The sequence below is a fragment of the Methanosarcina sp. WWM596 genome, assembly GCF_000969965.1.
Taxonomy (GTDB): Archaea; Halobacteriota; Methanosarcinia; order Methanosarcinales; family Methanosarcinaceae; genus Methanosarcina.
The window spans coordinates 54528-74470 of sequence record NZ_CP009503.1 but is presented as its reverse complement, the minus strand read 5'-3'; the positions used below and the strand labels follow the sequence as shown (position 1 = coordinate 74470).

Below are 19943 nucleotides of genomic sequence, written 5' to 3'. Positions count from 1 at the left end.
TTAAAGAACTCTGATCCGTTTAGAGAACTCTGATCCGTTTAGAGAACTCTGTAGAGAACTCTGTAGAGAACTCTGTAGAGAACTCTGTAGAGAACTCTGATCCGTTTAGAGCTCTTTATAGAATTAGAGAAATGTCAGTACTGGTCACATACCTCAAAGAAATTCATCAGCAGCTCGTCTCCCTTCTTTGTGTGGGAAACCTCTGGATGCCATTGAACGCCATAAATCGGTTTTGTGGGGTGGCGCATGGCTTCAATCTCGCAGACATCTGAGCGAGCAAGATGAATAAAGCCTTCAGGAAGAATAGCAACCTCATCGGCATGGGAAGCCCATACAGTTGTTTTTGAGCCAAGTCCCCTGAGTATGTCGTCTTCTTCGAGGACCTCTATTTCAATCTCGGCATACCCGCCTTTTTTCCCTGCATGGACGTGCCCCCCGTAAGCCAGGGCAATTGCCTGGTGCCCGAGGCAGATCCCAAGAATAGGAATATCGATTTCCCGAACATAGTCAAAACAAAGGCCTGCCTTTTCCATCTCCGGCCCGCCACTCAGGATCAGCCCGTCAGGCTCTTCTGCCAGAATATCCTCTATCGGGGTTACATTGGAAATAATTTTTGTATCCATGTCAAGATCCCGGACAGCCCTGTGAATGAGGTGGCAAAATTGCCCGTAATTATTTACAACAAGGATTTTTAATTCGTTCATAGTTCCTTCCATTCCTGTTTATAAAAATGAAATGATTCTTAGCTCTGAGCTTATCCTATTAGCCTATGTTATCTTATTTTAGCCCGCGTTATCCTATTTTAATTTATGTATCTTTCTGGCTTTGCTTCAGCTCTTTCTTACTCTTCAAATCCACAGTTTTCAGACTCATGCAGCGATCTAAAAAAGAGAAGATATGCAGGGCAACCATCGCAAGCATAGTGAACTTGAACTGTCAAATACCTGTCAAATAAGAGATAACTTTAAGAACTGAACATTATAGTACATAGATGCACATATTAGTTCAATACATGTCATCTAAATCTATGGTGACTGGAAAAATTGACAAGAATCAGAGCTTGAATAAGTTTAAATATAAGATGTGTGTTAGTATGTGACATACTAGCACGCTAGAATAAATCAATTAATAAAAATCAATAAAACTTACAAATAACGTAAACCAATTCGGAATTTAGGGGAACCACGATGTCAGAAATTGGCAAAAAAATACGCATAGAAAGGCTGATGAATCGGGAGAGCAGAAACATTGTCATTATTCCTATGGATCATGGGCTCTCCGACGGACCTATTGAAGGGCTAATCAATGTTACCGATACAGTTAATAAGGTTGCCGAAGGAGGAGCAAACGCAGTTCTCATGCAGAAAGGAATGGTCAAGTACGGGCATAGAGGATATGGCCACGATATCGGGCTTGTTGTGCATATCAGTGCCTCTTCTGTTCTGAGCCCTGACCCCAACGCCAAGGTGCAGGTCTGTACCGTTGAAGAAGTGATAAAGATGGGAGCTGATGCAGTTTCCATGCATATCAACATAGGGTCTGACACAGAAACCGACCAGCTCGAAAAACTCGGAACAATCTCCAGGGACTGCACAGAATGGGGTATGCCTCTTCTTGCTATGATGTACCCCAGAGGCAAAAAGATCACAAACCCCCACGACCCTGTAAATGTGGCACATGCTGCAAGGATTGGAGCTGAACTGGGGGCTGACGTCGTAAAAACCGTATACACCGGAGATCCTGACAGTTTCAGAGACGTGGTAAGGGGCTGTCCTGTGCCTGTAGTAATTGCAGGTGGGCCGAAGACTTCAACCGACCTGGGACTTCTTGAAATGATTGACGGGGCAATGGAAGCCGGAGCAAGAGGAGCTGCAATAGGAAGAAATGTATTCCAGCACCGGGATCCTGTCAGGCTGACCAGGGCTATTTGCGAAATCGTGCACCATAGAAAACCTGTAGAAGAAGCTCTGGAACAGTTAAAGTAAAAAGGATATTGAGGAGCAAAAAAACAGAATTATGAACGGGGTTGAAAGCTTTTGAAAAAGAAAAGCGTCTGGATAAAAGCCGATGAAGGTGGATGGGAAGAACAGAAAGAGAGGATAACAACAGGCCTGGAATCCGGAGCCGACTGCATACTGGTAAACCCGGGAGAGGTGGAAAAAGTCCGGGAACTGGGAAACATTACAGTAGCAGCCTTTGCCCGCGACAACAAATCCGGAGCTGACATCGTGGTCGTGGGAAAGAGAGGAGAAGGTGACGGGACAAAACCCCTGCCCCTTGAAATACCTGGTTCTTTAGACGTTAACGCAGCAACTTTGCTCATGGATAAAGGCGTAACCGTAGGCGGATACATAATCATAAAGGATAAACATTATGAACACTTCGCAGCCGAAATGGGAAAAATCTGCGATTATCTGCTTGTTACCGGCACTGACTGGAAAGTCATCCCACTTGAAAACCTGATAGCTAACCTCCAGCGCCAGAAAGTAAAGATCATTTTCGGAGTAAAAAGTGCAGAAGAAGCAAAACTCGCCTTCCAGACTCTTGAGACAGGAGCTGATGGGGTCCTTCTTGACAGCGGGAATCCCCAGGAAATAAAAGATACGATCAAGGCTGCAAGAGAATTGGAAAGTGAAAGTGCCGAACTTGAGGCTGCGGTTATAACCAGGGTAGAACCCCTTGGAATGGGAGACCGGGTCTGCGTGGATACATGCAATCTCATGCAGCGCGGAGAAGGTATGCTCATAGGTTCGCAGGCAAGCGGGATGTTCCTGATAAACTCGGAGTCCGATGAAAGCCCTTACGTGGCAGCCCGTCCCTTCAGGGTAAATGCAGGTGCGGTTCACTCTTACATCAAAATAGGAGATAAAACTCGCTATCTTTCGGAACTCCGGACCGGGGATGCCGTAACTATTGTAGACTCAAAAGGGAAACAGCGGGAAGGCATAGTTGGCAGAGTCAAGATAGAAAGCCGCCCCCTCATGCTAATAGAAGCAAAAGCCAGAGACAGAACTTTAACTGCAATCCTGCAAAATGCCGAAACCATCAAACTGGTAGGAAAAGATGGAAGCCCCATCTCAGTTGCAAAACTCAAGAAAGGAGATGAGGTCCTGGTTCGCCTCGAGGAAGGAGCCAGGCATTTCGGCAAAAAAATTGAAGAAACGATTATAGAGAAGTGAACCAGAGAAAACTGAATAATAACCAGATTCCTTAACTCCCGGAGCAAGCAATGACGCGAATAGGCTCATTTGACCTTGAAAAAAAAGCTGCAGTTGTCGCAGTAATTCTTGAAAAGCCACTTGAAACTTCAAAAAAGGCAGCCGAAAAGGGAGCTGATATCCTTGAAATCCGGCTGGATTTGCTGGGAATAAGGAATCTGGAGAGAGCCGCAGAAATAATCCGGGAAATAAAGTCCAAAACCGGACTTCCTGTAATCGCTACCAACCGTTCCAGGGCAGAAGGAGGAAAATGGGAGGGAGCAGAGGAAGACAGAACAGAGCTTCTGATAGGGCTTCTGAAATACCCATTTTCCCTTAAAGAAGGGCTGGATGCTGTTGATATCGAACTTTCTGCCAGCCTGGAAGAAAGAGATAAGGTTATAAAAGCAGCTAAAGATCACAGAAAAACCGTAATAGTTTCTTCCCACGACTTTTCAAAAACTCCTTCTCCCCGGGAAATGAAAGCAATTCTTGAAGAGATGTTTCTTGCCGGGGCGGATATTGCCAAACTTGCAGTGATGCCTCAATTAATGGAAGATGTACTTAATCTGCTGAGAGTTACACTGGACTTCAGGAAAGAAGAAAAATCAGTATGCACCATTGCAATGGGCAAACCAGGAAAACACACAAGGGTAGTTGCCCCTCTTTACGGCTCAGTCCTGACATACGGTTCAGTAGAAGGTGATGCATCCGCAGCTCCGGGCCAACTTCCGGTAGACGAAGTAAAGAAGATAATGGAAATGCTAAAATGAAGCGAGTTTTTGGTGTATTTGGAGACCCTATAGGTCATTCCCTTTCCCCTGCCATGCATAATGCAGCGTTTTCAGCCCTTGGCATGAACTGCGTCTATCACGCTTTCAGGGTCAGGCCGGAAAACCTGGGAAAAGCGATCATGGGAGCCGAAACTATGGGATTTGGAGGGCTTAACCTGACAGTCCCATTAAAAGAAGAGGCTCTGAAACTGGACTTCATCAAGCCTGATCCCCTTGCAGAGAGAATTGGAGCAGTAAATACTGTGGTCTTCGGAAAAACAGGAGAAATCCGGGGGTACAACACTGACGGGCTGGGGGCAAGACAGGCCCTTCTGAACTCTGCAGTGGAAATGGAGGGGTCCAGAGTGGTGGTTGTGGGAGCAGGAGGAGCAGCAAGGGCGGTTTCTTTCCAGCTTGCAGCCGACGGCGCAGAAATCACCGTAATAAACCGGACAGAAGAAAGAGCAGTAGAACTTGCAAAAGATGTGTCGTCTGCAGTTCTTCCAGGAAAAATAAGCGGGACAGGGCTTTCAGGGCTAAAAGAACTGTTGCGGGATGCAGATGTCCTGATCAATACCACAACTCTCGGGATGCACCCAAACACAGATGCAACTATTGCAACAGCAGAAGAACTTCACAGCAACCTTACTGTTTTTGACATCGTCTATAACCCGCTTGAGACCAGGCTTTTAAAGGAAGCAAAGGTTGCAGGAGCAAAAACCGTTAGCGGAGTTTTAATGCTCGTCTATCAAGGAGCCGAAGCTTTCAAACTCTGGACCGGAGTTGAACCTCCAGTGGAACTCATGAAAAAAACTGTACTGGAGGTTCTGCAGGCTTGAACACGAACCCTGAGAAACAGAGTTCCGGAAAAACAAAGGTTCTGATCCTTGGCGGAACCGGAGAGATGGGGCAGTGGTTCACTCATTTTTTTAAAGAAAGGGGCTATGAGGTTACGGTCTGGGGAAAAGGAGGCAAGGTGGAAGTTGCCAGAAAACTGGATGTACCTTTTGCTTCGGACCTTGAGGCAACTATCCCTGAAAATGATATAGTAATAGTATCCGTTCCAATCAACGCCACCGAAAAAACTATTGAAGAAGTTGCCCCGAAGATGAAAGCAGGCAGCCTCCTTATGGATTTTACCTCCACCAAGGTAAAACCTGTTGAAGCCATGCAGAGATTTGCACCTGCCGGGGTTGAGATTCTTGGAACGCACCCTATGTTCGGCCCCACAATTCCCACCATCCGGGGGCAAACCGTAATCCTTGTTCCGATAAAGGAGCGCTCAGAAAAATGGTTTCCGGTAATCAGGCAGCTTTTTGAGGAAAGCGGCGCACATGTTGAAATCACGACTGCAGCCGAACACGACTGGCTGGTCTCCGTAGTACAGGGGCTTACTCATTTTGCTTATATCGCCATAGGGACGACCATTGACAGGCTTGATTTCGATATAAAGAAATCCAGGAAATTCGTAAGTCCGGTTTACAGCATAATGCTTGACTTTGTAGGCAGGATCCTTGGCCAGAACCCCTACCTCTATGCCCTGATCCAAATGGAAAACCCGGGTGTACCGAAAGTGCATGAAGCATTTATAAAGGAATGTGAGGAACTTTCCAGACTTGTGAAGGCTCATGATGAGGAGGGTTTTGTAAGGAAAATGAAAGCTGCTGCCCGAAAATATGATGATACAACCCATGCCCTGCGAAGGTCGGATAAGCTGATTAACTCCAGAATAGCCGAATATGAGACTATCCTGAACTCTGTCGGAAAAATCTGCGGCTTTTCTCACTTTTATTCCGGAAAGGTCCACATCGGTACACTGGAAAAGGTTGGTCCCAATGAGGTAATTCTTACAAAACTTGCCTCAAAAGGCACCGCTCCTCATATAAAGAACAAATTCATAAAACTTAAGCTTGAAAACCTTCGCCTCCTTTCAGAATCCGAATTGAGAGAGTGGAGAAAAGAAAACCTGAAGCATGCGATCAGGGATATTTCAGTCCTTATCCCCGAAGGCGCCGATCCTGAAGTTATCCTGGGAGCTGTAAGCACAAACAAACATCTTGTAGCCTGTCAAATCAGTGACATTTACAATGGGACCGAGGGGAAAGAAGTTGAAAAAGAGGGAAAAGAGACAGAAAGGCTCGGAGTGACCTACAGGATAACTATTTTTGGAGACTTTAATGCAGATTCTGTCGAAACTGGGGTAACAGCCCTTCTATGCGGACTTGGGTGTCGGATAAGGGGGAAAAACCTGAAATTTACGATATGAAAGAACCTTTCGCTTGAGTTATGCCTTACAAGCAGAGAAACCGATATAAACAATAAAAAAATAATACCAAACATAATGTCCCAGGTCAAATGGAAAATTTCTCTTTTATTTGCACTTATCACTCTTGCTATATTTTTTTCACTCCTTTTAAGCGGTGATAAGTTTACGGAAAACAGTGGATATAAAACAAACACCACAACAGTAGCTGGAGTTTCAAGCGAAAATCAGATCATAAATCTCATGAATAGGCTGGAAACTGGCGACCGTGAAACAGGATTAAATGCTGCAGCCGAACTTGGGGAACTCGGAGGGTCTGCAGCAGATGCTCTTCTTGAAAAGATTGAGGAAGGAAATTCGAGTTCGGGGGAAATAAATAGTTACATGCTTCTCGCACTTCTTGAAACCGGAGATAAAAGAGCGGAAAATGTTCTTTCAAGCAACCTTGAAAATTCAAGCAACCTTAAAAAAAAAGAGGCTTCAAGTGAGGATGCAGCCGAAAATACCGTCAACGGACAGAGAGAAGTTTCAGAAGATGTTTTACAAGCTATAGAAGCAAAAGATAAAGCCATGAGACAGTCTCTTGCAAAGTCCCTTAATATGGAATATGACAATGAAACAGATGTTCTTGAAGAAGCCCTCAATGCCGAAGAACAGAATTCAACTCTCTATACTTCCTTTGCAATTTCAAAGTTCGGATCTGGAGAAAATGGAAATGAAACCGAAACACTTCTCCAAGCCCTTAAAAGTGAAAATGGATACGTGAGAGTTGCAGCCGCAATGGCTCTTGGAGAAAAAAAAGAAAAAGCTGCAATAGATCCCTTACTGGTGATCCTGCTTCGAGATTACCCTCTGGCAAAATACAGTGCAGTTATAGCGCTGGGGGAAATCGGAGACGAGAGGGCGGCAGCTACCCTGATGACAGAAATGAAAAATAACGGGAAAGATTACATCAGGAGCAGCTCTGCAGTCGCTCTTGGGAAAATAAGAGCAGGAGAAGCCGTACCCTATCTTATCGAAAGGCTGAGAGACACTAGAGCTACGGTAAGGAGCAATGCAGCCCTCACACTTGGTAGAATGGGAGACAAATCTGCGGTGATACCCCTGATAGATGTGCTGGAAAGCGGAAAAGAAACCGAAGGCAGAAGAAAAGATAACATTAATACGCTTGCAGATGTCCGAAAAAGCGTCGTCCTTGCCCTTGGAGCAATAGGAGGCGAGGAAGCTACGGAAGCATTAATCGGCGTGCTGAAAGATGATGAGGAAGCCCTTGAAGTCAGGGTTGCAGCAGCCTCAGCTCTTGGAAATATAGGAAGCCCCGAAGCTGTAAGTACCCTTAGGGCGGTATTTGACAACCAGAGTATGAATATGGGCGTCAGAAACGGAGCCTTCCTTGCTCTTGGCAAAACCGAAAACCAGGAAGCTGCAGGATTTGTTGTAGAAAAACTGGGAGATAAAGACTTTGGAGTTAGCGCCAGAGAAGCCCTTATAGATATGGGAGAACCGGCAGTTGATCCTCTTATAGAAAACCTGAAAACGGAAGACCGGAAAGTCAAGGATGAAACCGCCCTAATTCTTATTGAAATCGGGGATCCGAGAGCAGTTGAACCCCTTATTCTAGCTTATCAGTGAATCCGGAAGTTCCGAAAAAATATAGAAAAAACGGCTGAAAAAGCCGCATTCCTTTTTATTCCTATAGTCTGTTATTCCGGAATTCCTTTTTATTCCTATAGTCTGTTATTCCGGCACTTTTTTATTCCTATAGTATGTTATTCCGGCACTTTTTTATCCCCGAATTCTGTTATCCCGATTTTATTCCATCAACAGATCTGTTTGATTGCCAGCTCAGCCTTACGTTTTTTATTTTCGGAGAATATGAAATCTGCTCCTGCCGCCGAGAGCAATGAACTGGTATAGAGGTTCTGACATTCGACTATTACCTGCTTTCGAGAACCGTATTCAACTATCTTCCCAGAATTCATCACGGCAATATTATTGCATATATAAGCAGCGGCAGCGATGTCATGGGTGATGAAAATGAATGTAATTCCTAATTTTTCGTTCATTTCAAGGATCAGGTTAAGGATATCGACACCTATGGAAGCATCAAGCATGGAAATAGGCTCGTCGGCTATTATCAGGTCAGGGCTGGTAATTATCGCCCTGGAAATTGCCACACGCTGGCGCTGCCCGCCGCTGAGGGAACGCGGATACTTATGAAGGTACTCATCAACAGGTGTCAGACCCACGGCTTCAAGGACGCTGCGTACTTTATCAGCATTACACGGACTTTTGTGCTTTATGAGATATGGTTCAGCCACAATATCTTCGATGGTCATCATGTGGCTCAGGGAATCATAGGGGTCCTGGAAAATCACCTGGACTTCAGGTTTCCTTAATCCACCGTTCCCATCTTTCATGTCGGCAAAGGATATGACTCCTGATGTTGGTTTCAGGAGACCCAGTATTAATTTAGCCAGGGTGGTCTTGCCGCTTCCGCTTTCTCCTATGATTCCAAGTATCTTGTTTTTTTCCACGGAAAGAGACACACCATCAAGAGCGGTGACAGATGAACTGCCTTTGAATAACCTTTTACTCCTGAACTCCTTTGTGACATTGGCAACCCTGACAAGTTCATTTTCGTTCATTTTCATCCCTCAAAGTGAAATAAGTGACATGACACTCTGGCACTGCCAGTACATTCAGGAGGTTTTTTCTCCCTGCAAAGTTCGGAACCCTTTTCACATCTCTCCAGAAATTCACATCCCTGATACACTTTCAGGGTAGACGGAGGCCTGCCGGGTATACCTTTCACCCTTACAGGTTCGACCATAAGGGGCAATCTCGAACTTAACAATTTTTGTGTATACGGATGGAGCGGCCTCCTCAGGATCTCTTCTTTCGTGCCCACTTCCACGATTCTCCCCGCATACATTATGTAAATCCGGTCACAAATTCTGGAAATCGTGTGCAAGTCATGGGAAATCACAAGCAAGGAAGTATCTTTTTCCCTGACCATATTCTTCAGAAGATCTATGATTTGCAACTGTATCATTGCATCAAGAGCAGTGGTGGGTTCATCGGCAATGATCAGCTCGGGAGAGAGAAGCATGGAAAGAGCAATCATGAGCCTCTGGCGCTGTCCCCCGCTGAATTCATAGGGGAAAGCGTTCATTCTTCCGGGATCTATGGACACAAGGGAAAGCATATTGCGGCTGAGAGCAAGCATTTCTTTTTCAGGCATGTCCACATGAGCCCTGATAGTCTCCAGAAACTGTTTCTTAACACGGACAAGCGGGTTGAGCGCATTCATGGAAGCCTGGGGTATAAATCCTATATGCCTGCCCCTGAGCTCCCGCATTCTTTCCCTGTTGAGTTTCTGAAGATCCTCACCCATGAAGCGAATCTGCCCTGACATGTCCCGATTCCGGGTATTTATATCAAGGACACTCATAGCAAGCGTTGATTTCCCGCAGCCTGACTCCCCTATCAGGCCCACGATTTCTCCCCTTTCAATATGGAGGTTTACGTTTTTCAACACATGGTGAGTCCCCATTCGGGTAGTAAAATCAACTGTAAGTCCTTCAATATCAAGCACAGGCATCAATAATCACCTTCCAGAGACTGGCCCAGAAGCACAAATCCAAGTACAAGCAGTGTTATGCACATCCCTGCAGGCAGCAGCCACCACATCCACGCATCCGTGAAAAATATCATAGGATAGGCTATTGCGTATTTTATCATGGTCCCCCAGCTAGGGTAAGAAGGGTCTCCAAGCCCCAGGAAAGCAAGCCCTGACTCCGACAGAATAGCACGGATGGACTGCATTACAATGGAGGTGACCATGATGGGATACAGGTCCGGCACAATATGTTTCCTGACCACATACCAGGGTCCTGCCCCGGATACCCTGGCAAAATCCACATGTCCGGATACCCTGAGGGATCGGGTCTGGGCCCTTGTGACCCTTGCCCCTACGGGCCATCCCATAATGATCAGGATGAAAATAATATTCCAGATGTTCGGCCTCAGGTATGCTGCAAGGATGAGGATGAGGGGAAGGTCCGGGATCATAAGGAAAATGTCAACACCTCTCATCAGGACTCTGTCAAATGTTCCCCCTACATAGCCTGAAAATACCCCTCCGAGGGTACCTATTACCAGCACCCCGAAAGATACGACAAAAGCGACCGTAAGTGAAGTCCTTGAGCCATACAGGAGCTCCGTGAAGATGTCCCTTCCCACATCATCGGTACCAAGCGGATGATCAATATCCGGAGGAAGTAAAGGCTGGCTTGAGATGTCAGAGGGTCCGTAAGGAGCCAGAAGAGGGGCTGCTGCAGCTATTACAATGAAAAAAACCAGAATTGTAAGACCTGCGATTCCCTTTGGAGTTTTTAACCGCTGTGAGACAGTCCTTTCGTGCATGTTCACTCCTGCCCGGCCCTGCCATCAATGTATGTACATACAATATCAGCTGCATAGTTGCATGTCAGCACAAAGAGAGCAATAAAAACAAAAGCCCCCTGAAGGACAGGATAATCCCTTTCGATAAAGGCGTTATAGACAAGAAGCCCCATTCCGGGATATGAGAATACAGTCTCCACGAATAAGGCCCCCCCTATCATAAATCCGAGCATTGCGGCTACCTGGTTCACCACGGGCCCGATGGAATTGAGAAGTATGTGCCTCTTAACATGGCTGTCCTTCAGACCCCTTGCGATATCCATCAGGACATAGGGACTTTCAAGCTGCTGGGAACAGACATTTCTTACGAGCAGGTATGTGCCAGGCATTTCAAAAGCCGAAAGGCATACCAGTGGAAGTACCAGGTGGGAAGCAACATCTTTTACCATGGAAGAAAAGCCCTGATAATCCATATACGGGGTCAGAGCTCCAGAAACCGGGAACATGCCCATCCTGTACCCAAAAAGGAAGATGAGGATAGACCCTAAGAAGAATACCGGAACGGACCGGAACAAAGGTATTCCGATAAGCAACAAGTTATCCAGCCTTTTTCCCCGGTTCCAGGAAGATTCAAGTCCGAGCAAAATCCCCAGCACTGTTGACAGCAGCAGTGCAGTCCCCATAAGGAGCAGGGTCCAGGGTAACCTGCCAGAGATTACATCGACCACAGGCACATTGTAGAATATCGAATAACCAAAATCCAGATGTGCTGCATCTATCAGGTAGTGAACAAACTGCAGGTGCAGGGGATCGTTTAAGTGATAGTAGTCCATCAACTTTAATTTTGTCTCCTCATCGATGACCACCGGTAAGTCGGCATTCTGGCTTCCAAGCACACTTAAGAGAGGCCCCCCGGGCATAAAGCGAGGCAGAAAAAAATTGACAGCAAGGATCAAAAAAAATGTGAGGGCATACTCAAACCCTCTTGAGAATATGTGGCCCCACTGAACTCTGTCCAACAATCACAACACCTGTTCATTACCTTTTTAGTCTGTACAGCATAAAAACAGCTGCAAATGCCATCAATGCAGTCAGGATACCAGGAGCATCCATCGAAGGACTATCCACTGAACTGACAGGATTGTTCCCGGCAGAAGCAGTACCCTGACCGTTCCACTTTCCATAGATGAAAACCAGTTTGTTGTATTCCGTGGGGACTCCTCCACCCATACCTCCGGGGGTGTAGAAAAAGCCATCAAACTTTTCCTGGTTACAGGCACTGTAAACGTTCTTGTAGAGGAGGGGGATAGTCGGCACACTATCCGCAATCAAAACCTGCATCCGGTCGACAAGCTCCCTGCGTTCTTCTTCATCCAGGGTGCTCATCTGCTGGTTTGCCAGGGATACGAATTCGATGTTATTCCAACCCGTAGATGTCGTGAAAGAATTCAACATCCTCGCAGGGTCTGTCGAGGTGCCATGGGAATAGATAGCCAGGTCAAAGTTGCCTGCATTTACCAGACCATCCACAGTTTTCGTGTCCCCAGGCTTAAGGACCACCCCAATGCCCACGTCCTTCAGATAACTCTGGACAAGTTCTGCAATCCTCTGGTTCTGCTGGTCTGAGGCATACAGTAACTGGAACTCAAGCTTTTCTCCATCCGGGGTAAGCCTTATCCCGTCCGAACCCACTTCATCATATCCTGCCTCATCAAGGATCTTACCGGCAGCTTCAGGGTCATATGCGTACTGTGTTACATTCGGGTTATACCAGCTTGAGTAGGGAGGCACATATCCCGGATTGCCTGCAATGCCTCCTCCGTGAAGTACCTTATTCTGGATTTCTTCACAGTCAAGGGAATGGTAAATTGCTTTTCTGATCTCGGTATTTTCAAGAATGGAATTTGCAGGGATGTTGAACCTCAGCCTGTAAACCCAATATCCTGGACCTTCGATTACTTTCATATCCTCCAAATCGTTCAGGGCCTGAACCTGGTCCAGGGTAAGGCTGGCTTCGTCTACGTCCCCTACCTTAAGGGAAATTACAGGGTCAGTGGATTTCACAAAAATAAGAGTATCAATAACCGGCTTTCCAAGGAAATAGTTCTCATTTGCAGAATATTTGTAAGACTGCTGATCCTTGTTATAGTCTTCAAGGATGAAAGGCCCTGTGCCAACGGCAGCTTTATCTTCCATGTATCTTGTCGGGTCAGAGACATCTTTCCAGATGTGTTCCGGCATGATAGGAATTACAGCAGCTACCTGCTGCATGAAAGGCGCATATGGCTGGTTGAGCTTTATCCGGACTGTATAGTCATCCGGGGCTTCCACACTTTCAATGACTGCCGTATTATACCAGCCTGCTCCAATCGGGCTTATTACTGCTTTTCCTTGAATGTAATCGTATGTGAAGGTTACATCATCTGCCGTAAACGGTTCTCCGTCGTGCCATGTCACATTTTCCCGCAGGTAAAAAGTCCAGGTAAGCCCGTCAGGCGAGTTCTCCCAGGAACTGGCAAGAAGCCCTGTGAAGTTCCCTGTTTCATCAGGCCAGACCAGCGAGTCAAAACAGAAACTCGTCATTACATAACCCGGTCCCCTAGGATAAAAGGTAAGGGGGGAAGGAAAACCCCAGTCACCTCCACTTGCACCCCAGGTTGCTTTGAGAACCCTGGCACTTTCCTCACCGGAATTTTCTGCAGCTGCAGCTGAGGAAAGGAAAAGCGGAACGAATACGAAACTAATGATAAAGAAGGATAAGAGAATCGAAAATGCCCTACCAATCTTCATTTTACCATCCTCTGGTATATTCCTCATAACAGGATGTGCAGAATATCTCTCCATTCTCCATTCTGGCACGGGACTCTGCAAACATTTCCCCGCATTTTGAGCACTTTACCGAATTGAAGATCCTGGCTTTTCGGGGAATTTCCACGTTCACATGTTTTATGTCGAATATTTCTTCAGCCGGCATTTCTCTCATGTACTCCGAGACACAATTCATCTGTGTTCCGAAGTCCAGGGTTTCGGCTTCAGTAGCTGTGCCTGACATTACTCTGGGACAAAGCTCGCTTAACTCAGGGTCAAGGTTCTCAATGTTAAACTCGGATTTCAGTACAAATCTGACGGCTTTGCCGCCGCCTCTGCATATAAAAGTGAAAGCCTGTTTCCCGTAATCCCTGTAGGTCAGCCCCGGACACACATGCCCATGGAACTTTGAAACCTCGGAAAAGAGAGCTATTTGATTTACCCCTGTGTTTTCGTGCGAACATTCTCCAGCCATTTTGATCATGAATATTTACTTTTGTAATACTTATTATATTTTCCTAAATAATTATTATCAGCAATTAATAAAAGAATCAACCATATTAAAATTCCAGCTATATAATGATCCCTTAACCGGCATAATTTACCGGAAAAAGCTCTTGAAAAGTAAATTCAAGGTTTCAGGAGGGGAATAGATCCCGAATCAGAAAGAGAATTCCAAGAAAAAAGAAGTATTTTCAGAGTTTGACGACTGCATGTGAACTACCACTCAGCTAAAGACTGAGTGGCTTCTTGGTTCATTCCTCCCTCTATTGAGGGCAAGTCCCCAAGCTCATCCCCGTAGTCCCTACGGTGTCATAATCCAATTAGATTCTGATCTATGAGAGCGAATTTTTTGATATTAATAGTGGCATTAATGTCTCTATCGTGTTTGGTTTTACAGTTTGGACAAATCCATTCTCTGTCTTTTAGCTGAAGCTCTTTATTGTGGTATCCACACACACTACATAGCTTAGAAGAGGGTTCAAATTGTCCTATTCTCAGGACGGTTTTTCCAAACCATTGAGCCTTATATTCCAACTTTGTTACAAAACTACTCCACGCAGAATCACTTATAGCCTGTGCTAAGTGATGATTCTTAACCATGCCTTTAACATTTAGAGTTTCCAGAGCTACAGCTTGGTTTTCGCTAACAAGTCTAAAAGAGAGTTTGTTCTGGAAGTCATTTCTCTGATTTGTTATTTTGTCATGGAGTACAGCAAGTCTTCGTTTAGCTTTTGCCCTGTTCTTAGAGCCTTTCTGTTTCCTTGAGACTCTTTTCTGTAATACTTTGAGCCTTTTAAGAGAGTTTTTCAAGTACTTTGGATTCTCAACCTTTTCTCCTGTTGAAAGGACAGCAAAGTCTTTGATACCTACATCAATTCCTACTGTTGTTGATTCTGTGAAAGCTTCCTTTACTGGAAGTTCTTTTCCATCTTCAACAAGGATACTGATGTAGTAATGTCCTTTACATGTCCTTGATAACGTAGCCGTTTTAGGCTCTCCTTCAAACTTCCTGTGAAGAACTGCTTTAATTGGTTCTATTTTAGGAAGCTTGATAGTATTATTTTCAAAGTTTACAGTGTAGTGTTGAGGTACAGGGAAAGACTGTATCGGATTCTTTTTTGATTTGAACTTTGGAAACCCTGTTTTCTCTCTAAAGAATCTAGTGAAAGCGGATTCAACCTGCTTAGTCATCCCCTGTAATGATTGAGAGTTAACTTCTCCTAACCACTCATTAGAAGCCTTTAGAGTAGGAATTAATTTGTTTAAGTCAAATCTGGAAATTGATTCCCCTGTCTGCTCATAAGTTTTAATTTTCTGGTCAAGTGCCCAATTATAGACAAATCTACAGCTACCTATATGCTGATTCAATTGAATAGCTTGTGTAGTTGTAGGATAGAGTCTAAATTTGAACGCTTGCATCATACAAAGGCATTATATGCTTTAACAACACATGTACTTTTTGGTAAATACGAAGTATGAAACACGGAATCATAGCAAATTTTTGTTAATGTATCATGTTATTTTTGTTTGCAAATACCAAAAAGTCATACTTGAACCAATTAGCGAAGAACTCAAACAGATTAGGATTGACATTTCAAAAGAGTCTAACTTTGAAATCCTAATGGAAACTGACAAAGACCGTATTCATTTCTTGATCAAGAGTGAGCCGAAAGTTAGCGTTTTGTCAATTGTCAGAAAATTGAAACAAGGATATACTAACAGGTTATGGAAAACTCAAAAAGAATATCTGAAAAAGTATTATTGGGGTGAGAATACGTTATGGAGTGATGGTTATTTTGCGTCTACTATCGGAAATGTGAGTAAAGAGGCGGCAGAATATTACATACGGAATCAGGGTTGAAGTTGACGCTTATATCCCCTGAGCTAAAGACTCAGGGGTTTTACGCTTCTTCATATAAATGTATTTATGTTAGTTGAGCTCAACAAATTTAAATACTCATATTTATCACATTAAATTAAAAAAATAACATTAAATTGCCTTATTTTTTATTTTTTACAAACTAATATTAAATGACTGATGGGATACATAAGTCGTAATTGTGAAACAATGAAAACCACGATTAAGGACAGTGAACTGTTTACGTTGATCCCGGAGTTTGAAAATGATGAATATTCTGACTTTTCCGTGAAAAATATAGAAAATCATTTCAGAATCCCCGGAAAAGGTAATGACCCCCGAAAAAATCAAATTGTGCGCGGCATAGACATCTAGACCCTGGAACATAAAGGAAAAAGGATGATTGGCCCTGAAATTTAAATTCTGAAGAAATCTTCTTTTTTTTGTCTACAGAAAAAACGAAGAGGTATTTTTTATTGAAAAAAGAAAGTAAAAAAACAAAAAAAATTCGAAAAAAAGTTCTTACCTTTTCATAGCCAGAAGAAAATTCGTTAGCCAGAAAAGTAACAATTCTTACCCAAATACTACCATATTTTTTACTTTTTATCGTTACCTAGTTAAAAAGATTATTTCCGACAAATTCCAAAGCTTTTGAAAAATGAGTTTTTCAATCTCAAGCAATAAAACTGTTAGTTTACGACAAAAACAGTGTCTTTTAAACAATGGTCTCGAGAAAAACCGTTAATTACCTGATATTTTCCAAAGAAATGATAATCTGAAACTTTTAGAGAATTTCTACGAGAGCCGAAATTTAAATTTCTAATTTCAAACTCAAGCTGAGATCCCTCATAAAAATGGTGTGACACATGAATCTGCCAGTACCTAAAATCTTACTGTTAATTTTACTGTTCATCCTGACAATGGTTGGAGTTGCTTCCGGGCTCAGCGAAAGTGACAATGAAAACCCCAATGAAAACGTGTTAAATATGAATGAATCGGAGAAGCAGCAAGCTATAGAACCTCTGATACGGGCATTGGAAGCCGATGATATAAACTCCAGAAAAGAAGCCAGATTTGCTCTGGAAGAAATGGGAGAAGAAGCCGTAGATCTTCTTATAAAAGTTATTGACTCAGAAGAAACTCAGGAAATAAGGTGTGAGGCCGCTCGAGCTCTCGGAAATATTGGCGGACAAGAAGCAGAAAAAACTTTAATACAACTTTTAAGGGACGAAGACCCGGAAGTTAGAAGCAGTTCAGCTCTAGCCCTTGGAAATGCAAGAAGTGTAAGAGCAGAGAAAGAACTCATCCAAACACTTTTAGATGAAGATAAAAGAGTACGCTCAAATTCAGCTTGGGCTCTCGGGGAAATTGTAAAGGCAGGTTCTTCTCCTTCAAAGGAAGAAGACTGGGAACAAACCTTATTTTCAGGAGCTGTAGAAAATGAAATAATTGTTGAAGCTCTCTGCCAGACTCTCGAAGATAATAGTAGTGATGTAAGGTCCAGTGCTACAGAAGCACTGGGAAAAATAGGAGGAGAAAAAGCTGAAGAGCTCCTGATAAAGGCTCTTTCCGACGGGGACAGAGAAGTCAGAAGGAACGCTGTGGAAGCCCTTGGAAGGATAGGGAGCAAAAAAGCTGCTGAACCTCTGATACAGGAGGCATTAAATGACCCAGACAGAGAAGTCAGAAAAAAAGCTGTTTTAGCTCTGGGAGAACTTAGAGAAGAGAAAGCGACAAAAGCCCTGATACAGGTATTGAATGATGAAGATCGGGATACCCGCTGTATTGCGGCCATGGAGTTGGGAGAGATTGGGGATGAGAGAGCAGAAAAAGCTCTGATAAGTGCCCTTTCAGATGGAGACCCTGAGGTAAGAAGTTTTGTTGTGGAAGCTCTTGGAAAAGTAGGAAAAGAAGAAACAATAAGAGCTCTCATCCAGCAGTTAAAAGATTCAGATGAAAAAGTTAGGAATATTACTGCAAATATTCTCATAGAAACCGGAGACAGATATACTGAACTGCTTGTTCAGGCATTAAAAGATGAAAATAAAGATGTTAAGTGGCAAGCGAGGAATATTCTTGTTGAAATTGGGAAACCGGCTGTGGAACCTCTTATAGAGGCTCTTTCGGATAATGATGTGTATACCCGTTGTACAGCAGCCTGGGCTCTAGGACAGATAAAAGACGAAAGGGCAATAGAACCCCTGATTCAAACCCTTTCAACAGAAGACGAAGACGTAAGGCTGAGCTGCACCTGGGCCCTAGTAGAAATAGGAGAACCTGCAGTGCCTGCTTTGACAAAAGTTCTTGAAAATCAGAACAAAACCGTTAGAAAATATATTGTTTTTTCACTTATTGAAATGGGAGATGAAAGAGCTATTCCAGGACTTAAAGAAATATTAAAGGATAAAACAAAGGATAAAACAGAAATAACAGAAATTTCTGCTGAATTTTCTGAAAAAGAAAGGGACGAAAAAGCAGATCAAATTCTCCTGAAAATTATAGAAGAAAAGTAACAATTCAGGTAGCCTTTGAAAGGCTACAATTTTTCCTCTTTTCGAGGAAAAATTGCATATAAATTGAATCCTATTTTGTTTCGTTATTATGCTTACACGTGAAGAGATCCTCGTTATCTATGAAGCTGGTCCTGAAGCTGTAATTTCTGTAATCCAGAGACTTGAAACTATCATAGAAGAACAAGCTATTCGAATTGCTGAACTAGAAGAACGTGTAAGGATTTTAGAATCTCGCTTAAATCAAAATAGCAGAAACAGCAGTAAACCTCCTTCTACTGACTTTTTAGTCAAAGAAAAACCTAATCCCAAGAGTCTCCGGAAAAAGAGTGGGAAGAAACCTGGAGGTCAAGAAGGTCATCCAGGCACAACTCTTGATATGGTTAATGATCCTGATTAGGTAATTGAACATTCTTTGACCTGCTGCAAAGAATGTGGACATACTCTTGAGGATGTTGAAGTTGAAGCTTATGAGAGAAGACAAATTTTTGATATTCCTCCTGTAAATCTAATTGTTACGGAACATCGAAGTCAGATTAAGACCTGTACTCACTGTGGAAAATCAAATAAAGCTTCTTTTCCAGAATCTGTGAAATATCCCGTCCAGTATGGTCCTAATATTTTAGCTTCAGCAATTTACTGTAAAAACTACCAGTTTATTCCCTACAAAAGGATTTTAGAGTTTTTTGATGACGTTATGGGGATAAAAATCTGTTCTGCTACGGTAATCAGAGCAGAAAAAGAATGTTTCCGGAATTTAGAGGAGTTTGAAAATGTGAGTCAGGAGAGGTTAATAACTTCTCCTGTAATCCATTGCGATGAAACTGGGATGAAAATTGAAGGAAAAAGGCATTGGCTTCATGTAGCTTCTAATGACAAATACACCTGTTATTTTGCTCACTCAAAAAGAGGATCAGAAGCAATTAATGCCATGGGAATTCTTCCAGAGTTTAAAGGAATAGCAGTTCATGACGGATGGAAACCCTATAACAGTTATGAATGTGATCATGCTCTTTGCAATGCTCATCTCCAGAGAGAACTTACTGGAATTGAGGAGAACTATAAACAGCAATGGGCTAAAGAGATGAATGAACTGTTAGCAGAAATGAAAAAGTATACTGATGAGTGTAAAGAGCAGGTCAAAGATCTGGACTTTGAGCAAATTAAAGTGTTAGAAGAAAGGTTCGATGCTGTAGTCATGAAAGGGATTGAAGAAAATCCACCTTCTCTAAACCCTGAAAAACAAGGAAAACGTGGTAAAAATCCAAAAACAAAAGCAAGGAACCTACTTGACAGGTTTATAGAAAACAAAAAACAGATCCTGAGATTCCTCAATGACTTGAGAGTTCCGTTTGAGAATAACCAAGCAGAAAGAGACATAAGGATGATGAAATTACAGCAGAAAATATCAGGAACTTTCAGAACTATACAAGGAGCGGAAGCTTTCTGCAGAATTAGAGCTTATATCTCAACCATTAAAAAGAACGATTTACCTGTTATAGACGGTATTCTCGCGGCGCTCAAAGGAGCGCCGCTATTATTCTGAGAATTTCAGCATTTTGCTGAAAAAACATACTTTTTTATCAGTGGCTGAATAGTTACGAAGAAAAAGACCTGAACTTC

Annotated in this window: 17 protein-coding genes and 1 pseudogene; 10 read left to right on the top strand and 8 right to left on the bottom strand. The window is 43.3% G+C overall.

What is annotated here, in order from left to right:
- Positions 1-134: 134 nt before the first annotated feature.
- Positions 135-704 (bottom strand): GMP synthase subunit A, encoded by a 570-nt coding sequence (locus MSWHS_RS00310; RefSeq protein WP_048125050.1) that lies wholly within the window; start codon positions 702-704, stop codon positions 135-137.
- A gap of 483 nt (positions 705-1187) precedes the next feature.
- On the opposite strand from MSWHS_RS00310, the gene MSWHS_RS00305 reads away from it, so the two are divergent.
- The 6 genes from MSWHS_RS00305 (at position 1188) to MSWHS_RS00280 (ending at position 7865) form a co-directional block, all read left to right on the top strand.
- Complete coding sequence (locus tag MSWHS_RS00305) at positions 1188-1985, top strand: 2-amino-3,7-dideoxy-D-threo-hept-6-ulosonate synthase (RefSeq protein ID WP_048125047.1); 798 nt, start codon at positions 1188-1190, stop codon at positions 1983-1985.
- Between the two features lie 51 nt (positions 1986-2036).
- Positions 2037-3179: a 3-dehydroquinate synthase II gene (locus tag MSWHS_RS00300; protein WP_048125044.1), complete on the top strand. Its 1143-nt coding sequence runs from the start codon at positions 2037-2039 to the stop codon at positions 3177-3179.
- Positions 3180-3229: 50 nt separating this feature from the next.
- Positions 3230-3970, top strand: a complete 741-nt coding sequence (gene aroD / locus MSWHS_RS00295; RefSeq protein WP_048125042.1) for a type I 3-dehydroquinate dehydratase — start codon at positions 3230-3232, stop codon at positions 3968-3970.
- Entirely contained in the window at positions 3967-4809 is an 843-nt protein-coding gene (locus MSWHS_RS00290) for a shikimate dehydrogenase (protein ID WP_048125040.1), read from the top strand. Before aroD ends, MSWHS_RS00290 begins: the two co-directional genes overlap by 4 nt.
- Complete coding sequence (locus MSWHS_RS00285) at positions 4806-6236, top strand: prephenate dehydrogenase (protein ID WP_048125038.1); 1431 nt, start codon at positions 4806-4808, stop codon at positions 6234-6236. Before MSWHS_RS00290 ends, MSWHS_RS00285 begins: the two co-directional genes overlap by 4 nt.
- Positions 6237-6311: 75 nt before the next feature.
- Positions 6312-7865 carry a HEAT repeat domain-containing protein gene (locus MSWHS_RS00280; protein ID WP_048125035.1) on the top strand — a complete coding sequence of 518 codons (1554 nt, stop codon included), beginning with the start codon at positions 6312-6314 and terminating at the stop codon, positions 7863-7865.
- Between the two features lie 188 nt (positions 7866-8053).
- On the opposite strand, the gene MSWHS_RS00275 is transcribed toward MSWHS_RS00280, so the two are convergent.
- From MSWHS_RS00275 to tnpB, 7 genes are all read right to left on the bottom strand, one after another.
- Entirely contained in the window at positions 8054-8881 is an 828-nt protein-coding gene (locus tag MSWHS_RS00275; protein WP_048125033.1) for an ABC transporter ATP-binding protein, read from the bottom strand.
- A 2-nt stretch (positions 8882-8883) separates the two neighbouring features.
- Complete coding sequence (locus MSWHS_RS00270; RefSeq protein ID WP_048125031.1) at positions 8884-9837, bottom strand: ABC transporter ATP-binding protein; 954 nt, start codon at positions 9835-9837, stop codon at positions 8884-8886.
- Positions 9837-10661 carry an ABC transporter permease gene (locus MSWHS_RS00265; RefSeq protein WP_048125029.1) on the bottom strand — a complete coding sequence of 275 codons (825 nt, stop codon included), beginning with the start codon at positions 10659-10661 and terminating at the stop codon, positions 9837-9839. Before MSWHS_RS00265 ends, MSWHS_RS00270 begins: the two co-directional genes overlap by 1 nt.
- Before the next feature lie 2 nt (positions 10662-10663).
- Positions 10664-11659, bottom strand: a complete 996-nt coding sequence (locus MSWHS_RS00260) for an ABC transporter permease (RefSeq protein ID WP_231585522.1) — start codon at positions 11657-11659, stop codon at positions 10664-10666.
- A 19-nt stretch (positions 11660-11678) separates the two neighbouring features.
- The gene (locus tag MSWHS_RS00255; protein WP_231585521.1) at positions 11679-13430 is read right to left on the bottom strand and encodes an ABC transporter substrate-binding protein; all 1752 of its coding nucleotides are present in this window, start codon (positions 13428-13430) and stop codon (positions 11679-11681) included.
- Between the two features lies 1 nt (position 13431).
- Complete coding sequence (locus MSWHS_RS00250; RefSeq protein WP_048158628.1) at positions 13432-13932, bottom strand: FmdE family protein; 501 nt, start codon at positions 13930-13932, stop codon at positions 13432-13434.
- Positions 13933-14261: 329 nt separating this feature from the next.
- Positions 14262-15374 carry an IS200/IS605 family element RNA-guided endonuclease TnpB gene (gene tnpB / locus MSWHS_RS00245; RefSeq protein ID WP_048158627.1) on the bottom strand — a complete coding sequence of 371 codons (1113 nt, stop codon included), beginning with the start codon at positions 15372-15374 and terminating at the stop codon, positions 14262-14264.
- Positions 15375-15402: 28 nt separating this feature from the next.
- Between tnpB and tnpA the strand changes: the two genes are divergently transcribed.
- From tnpA to tnpC, 4 genes and pseudogenes are all read left to right on the top strand, one after another.
- Positions 15403-15813 (top strand): IS200/IS605 family transposase, encoded by a 411-nt coding sequence (gene tnpA, locus MSWHS_RS00240; RefSeq protein WP_048158626.1) that lies wholly within the window; start codon positions 15403-15405, stop codon positions 15811-15813.
- 207 nt (positions 15814-16020) lie between these two features.
- On the top strand, positions 16021-16185 hold the full coding sequence (locus MSWHS_RS19820; RefSeq protein ID WP_156148036.1) for a hypothetical protein: 165 nt from the start codon (positions 16021-16023) through the stop codon (positions 16183-16185).
- A 491-nt stretch (positions 16186-16676) separates the two neighbouring features.
- Positions 16677-18323, top strand: coding sequence for a HEAT repeat domain-containing protein (locus tag MSWHS_RS00235; RefSeq protein WP_052722517.1), 1647 nt, complete (start codon positions 16677-16679; stop codon positions 18321-18323).
- An 88-nt stretch (positions 18324-18411) separates the two neighbouring features.
- Positions 18412-19866, top strand: a pseudogene (tnpC, locus tag MSWHS_RS00225) (IS66 family transposase).
- Positions 19867-19943: the final 77 nt, after the last annotated feature.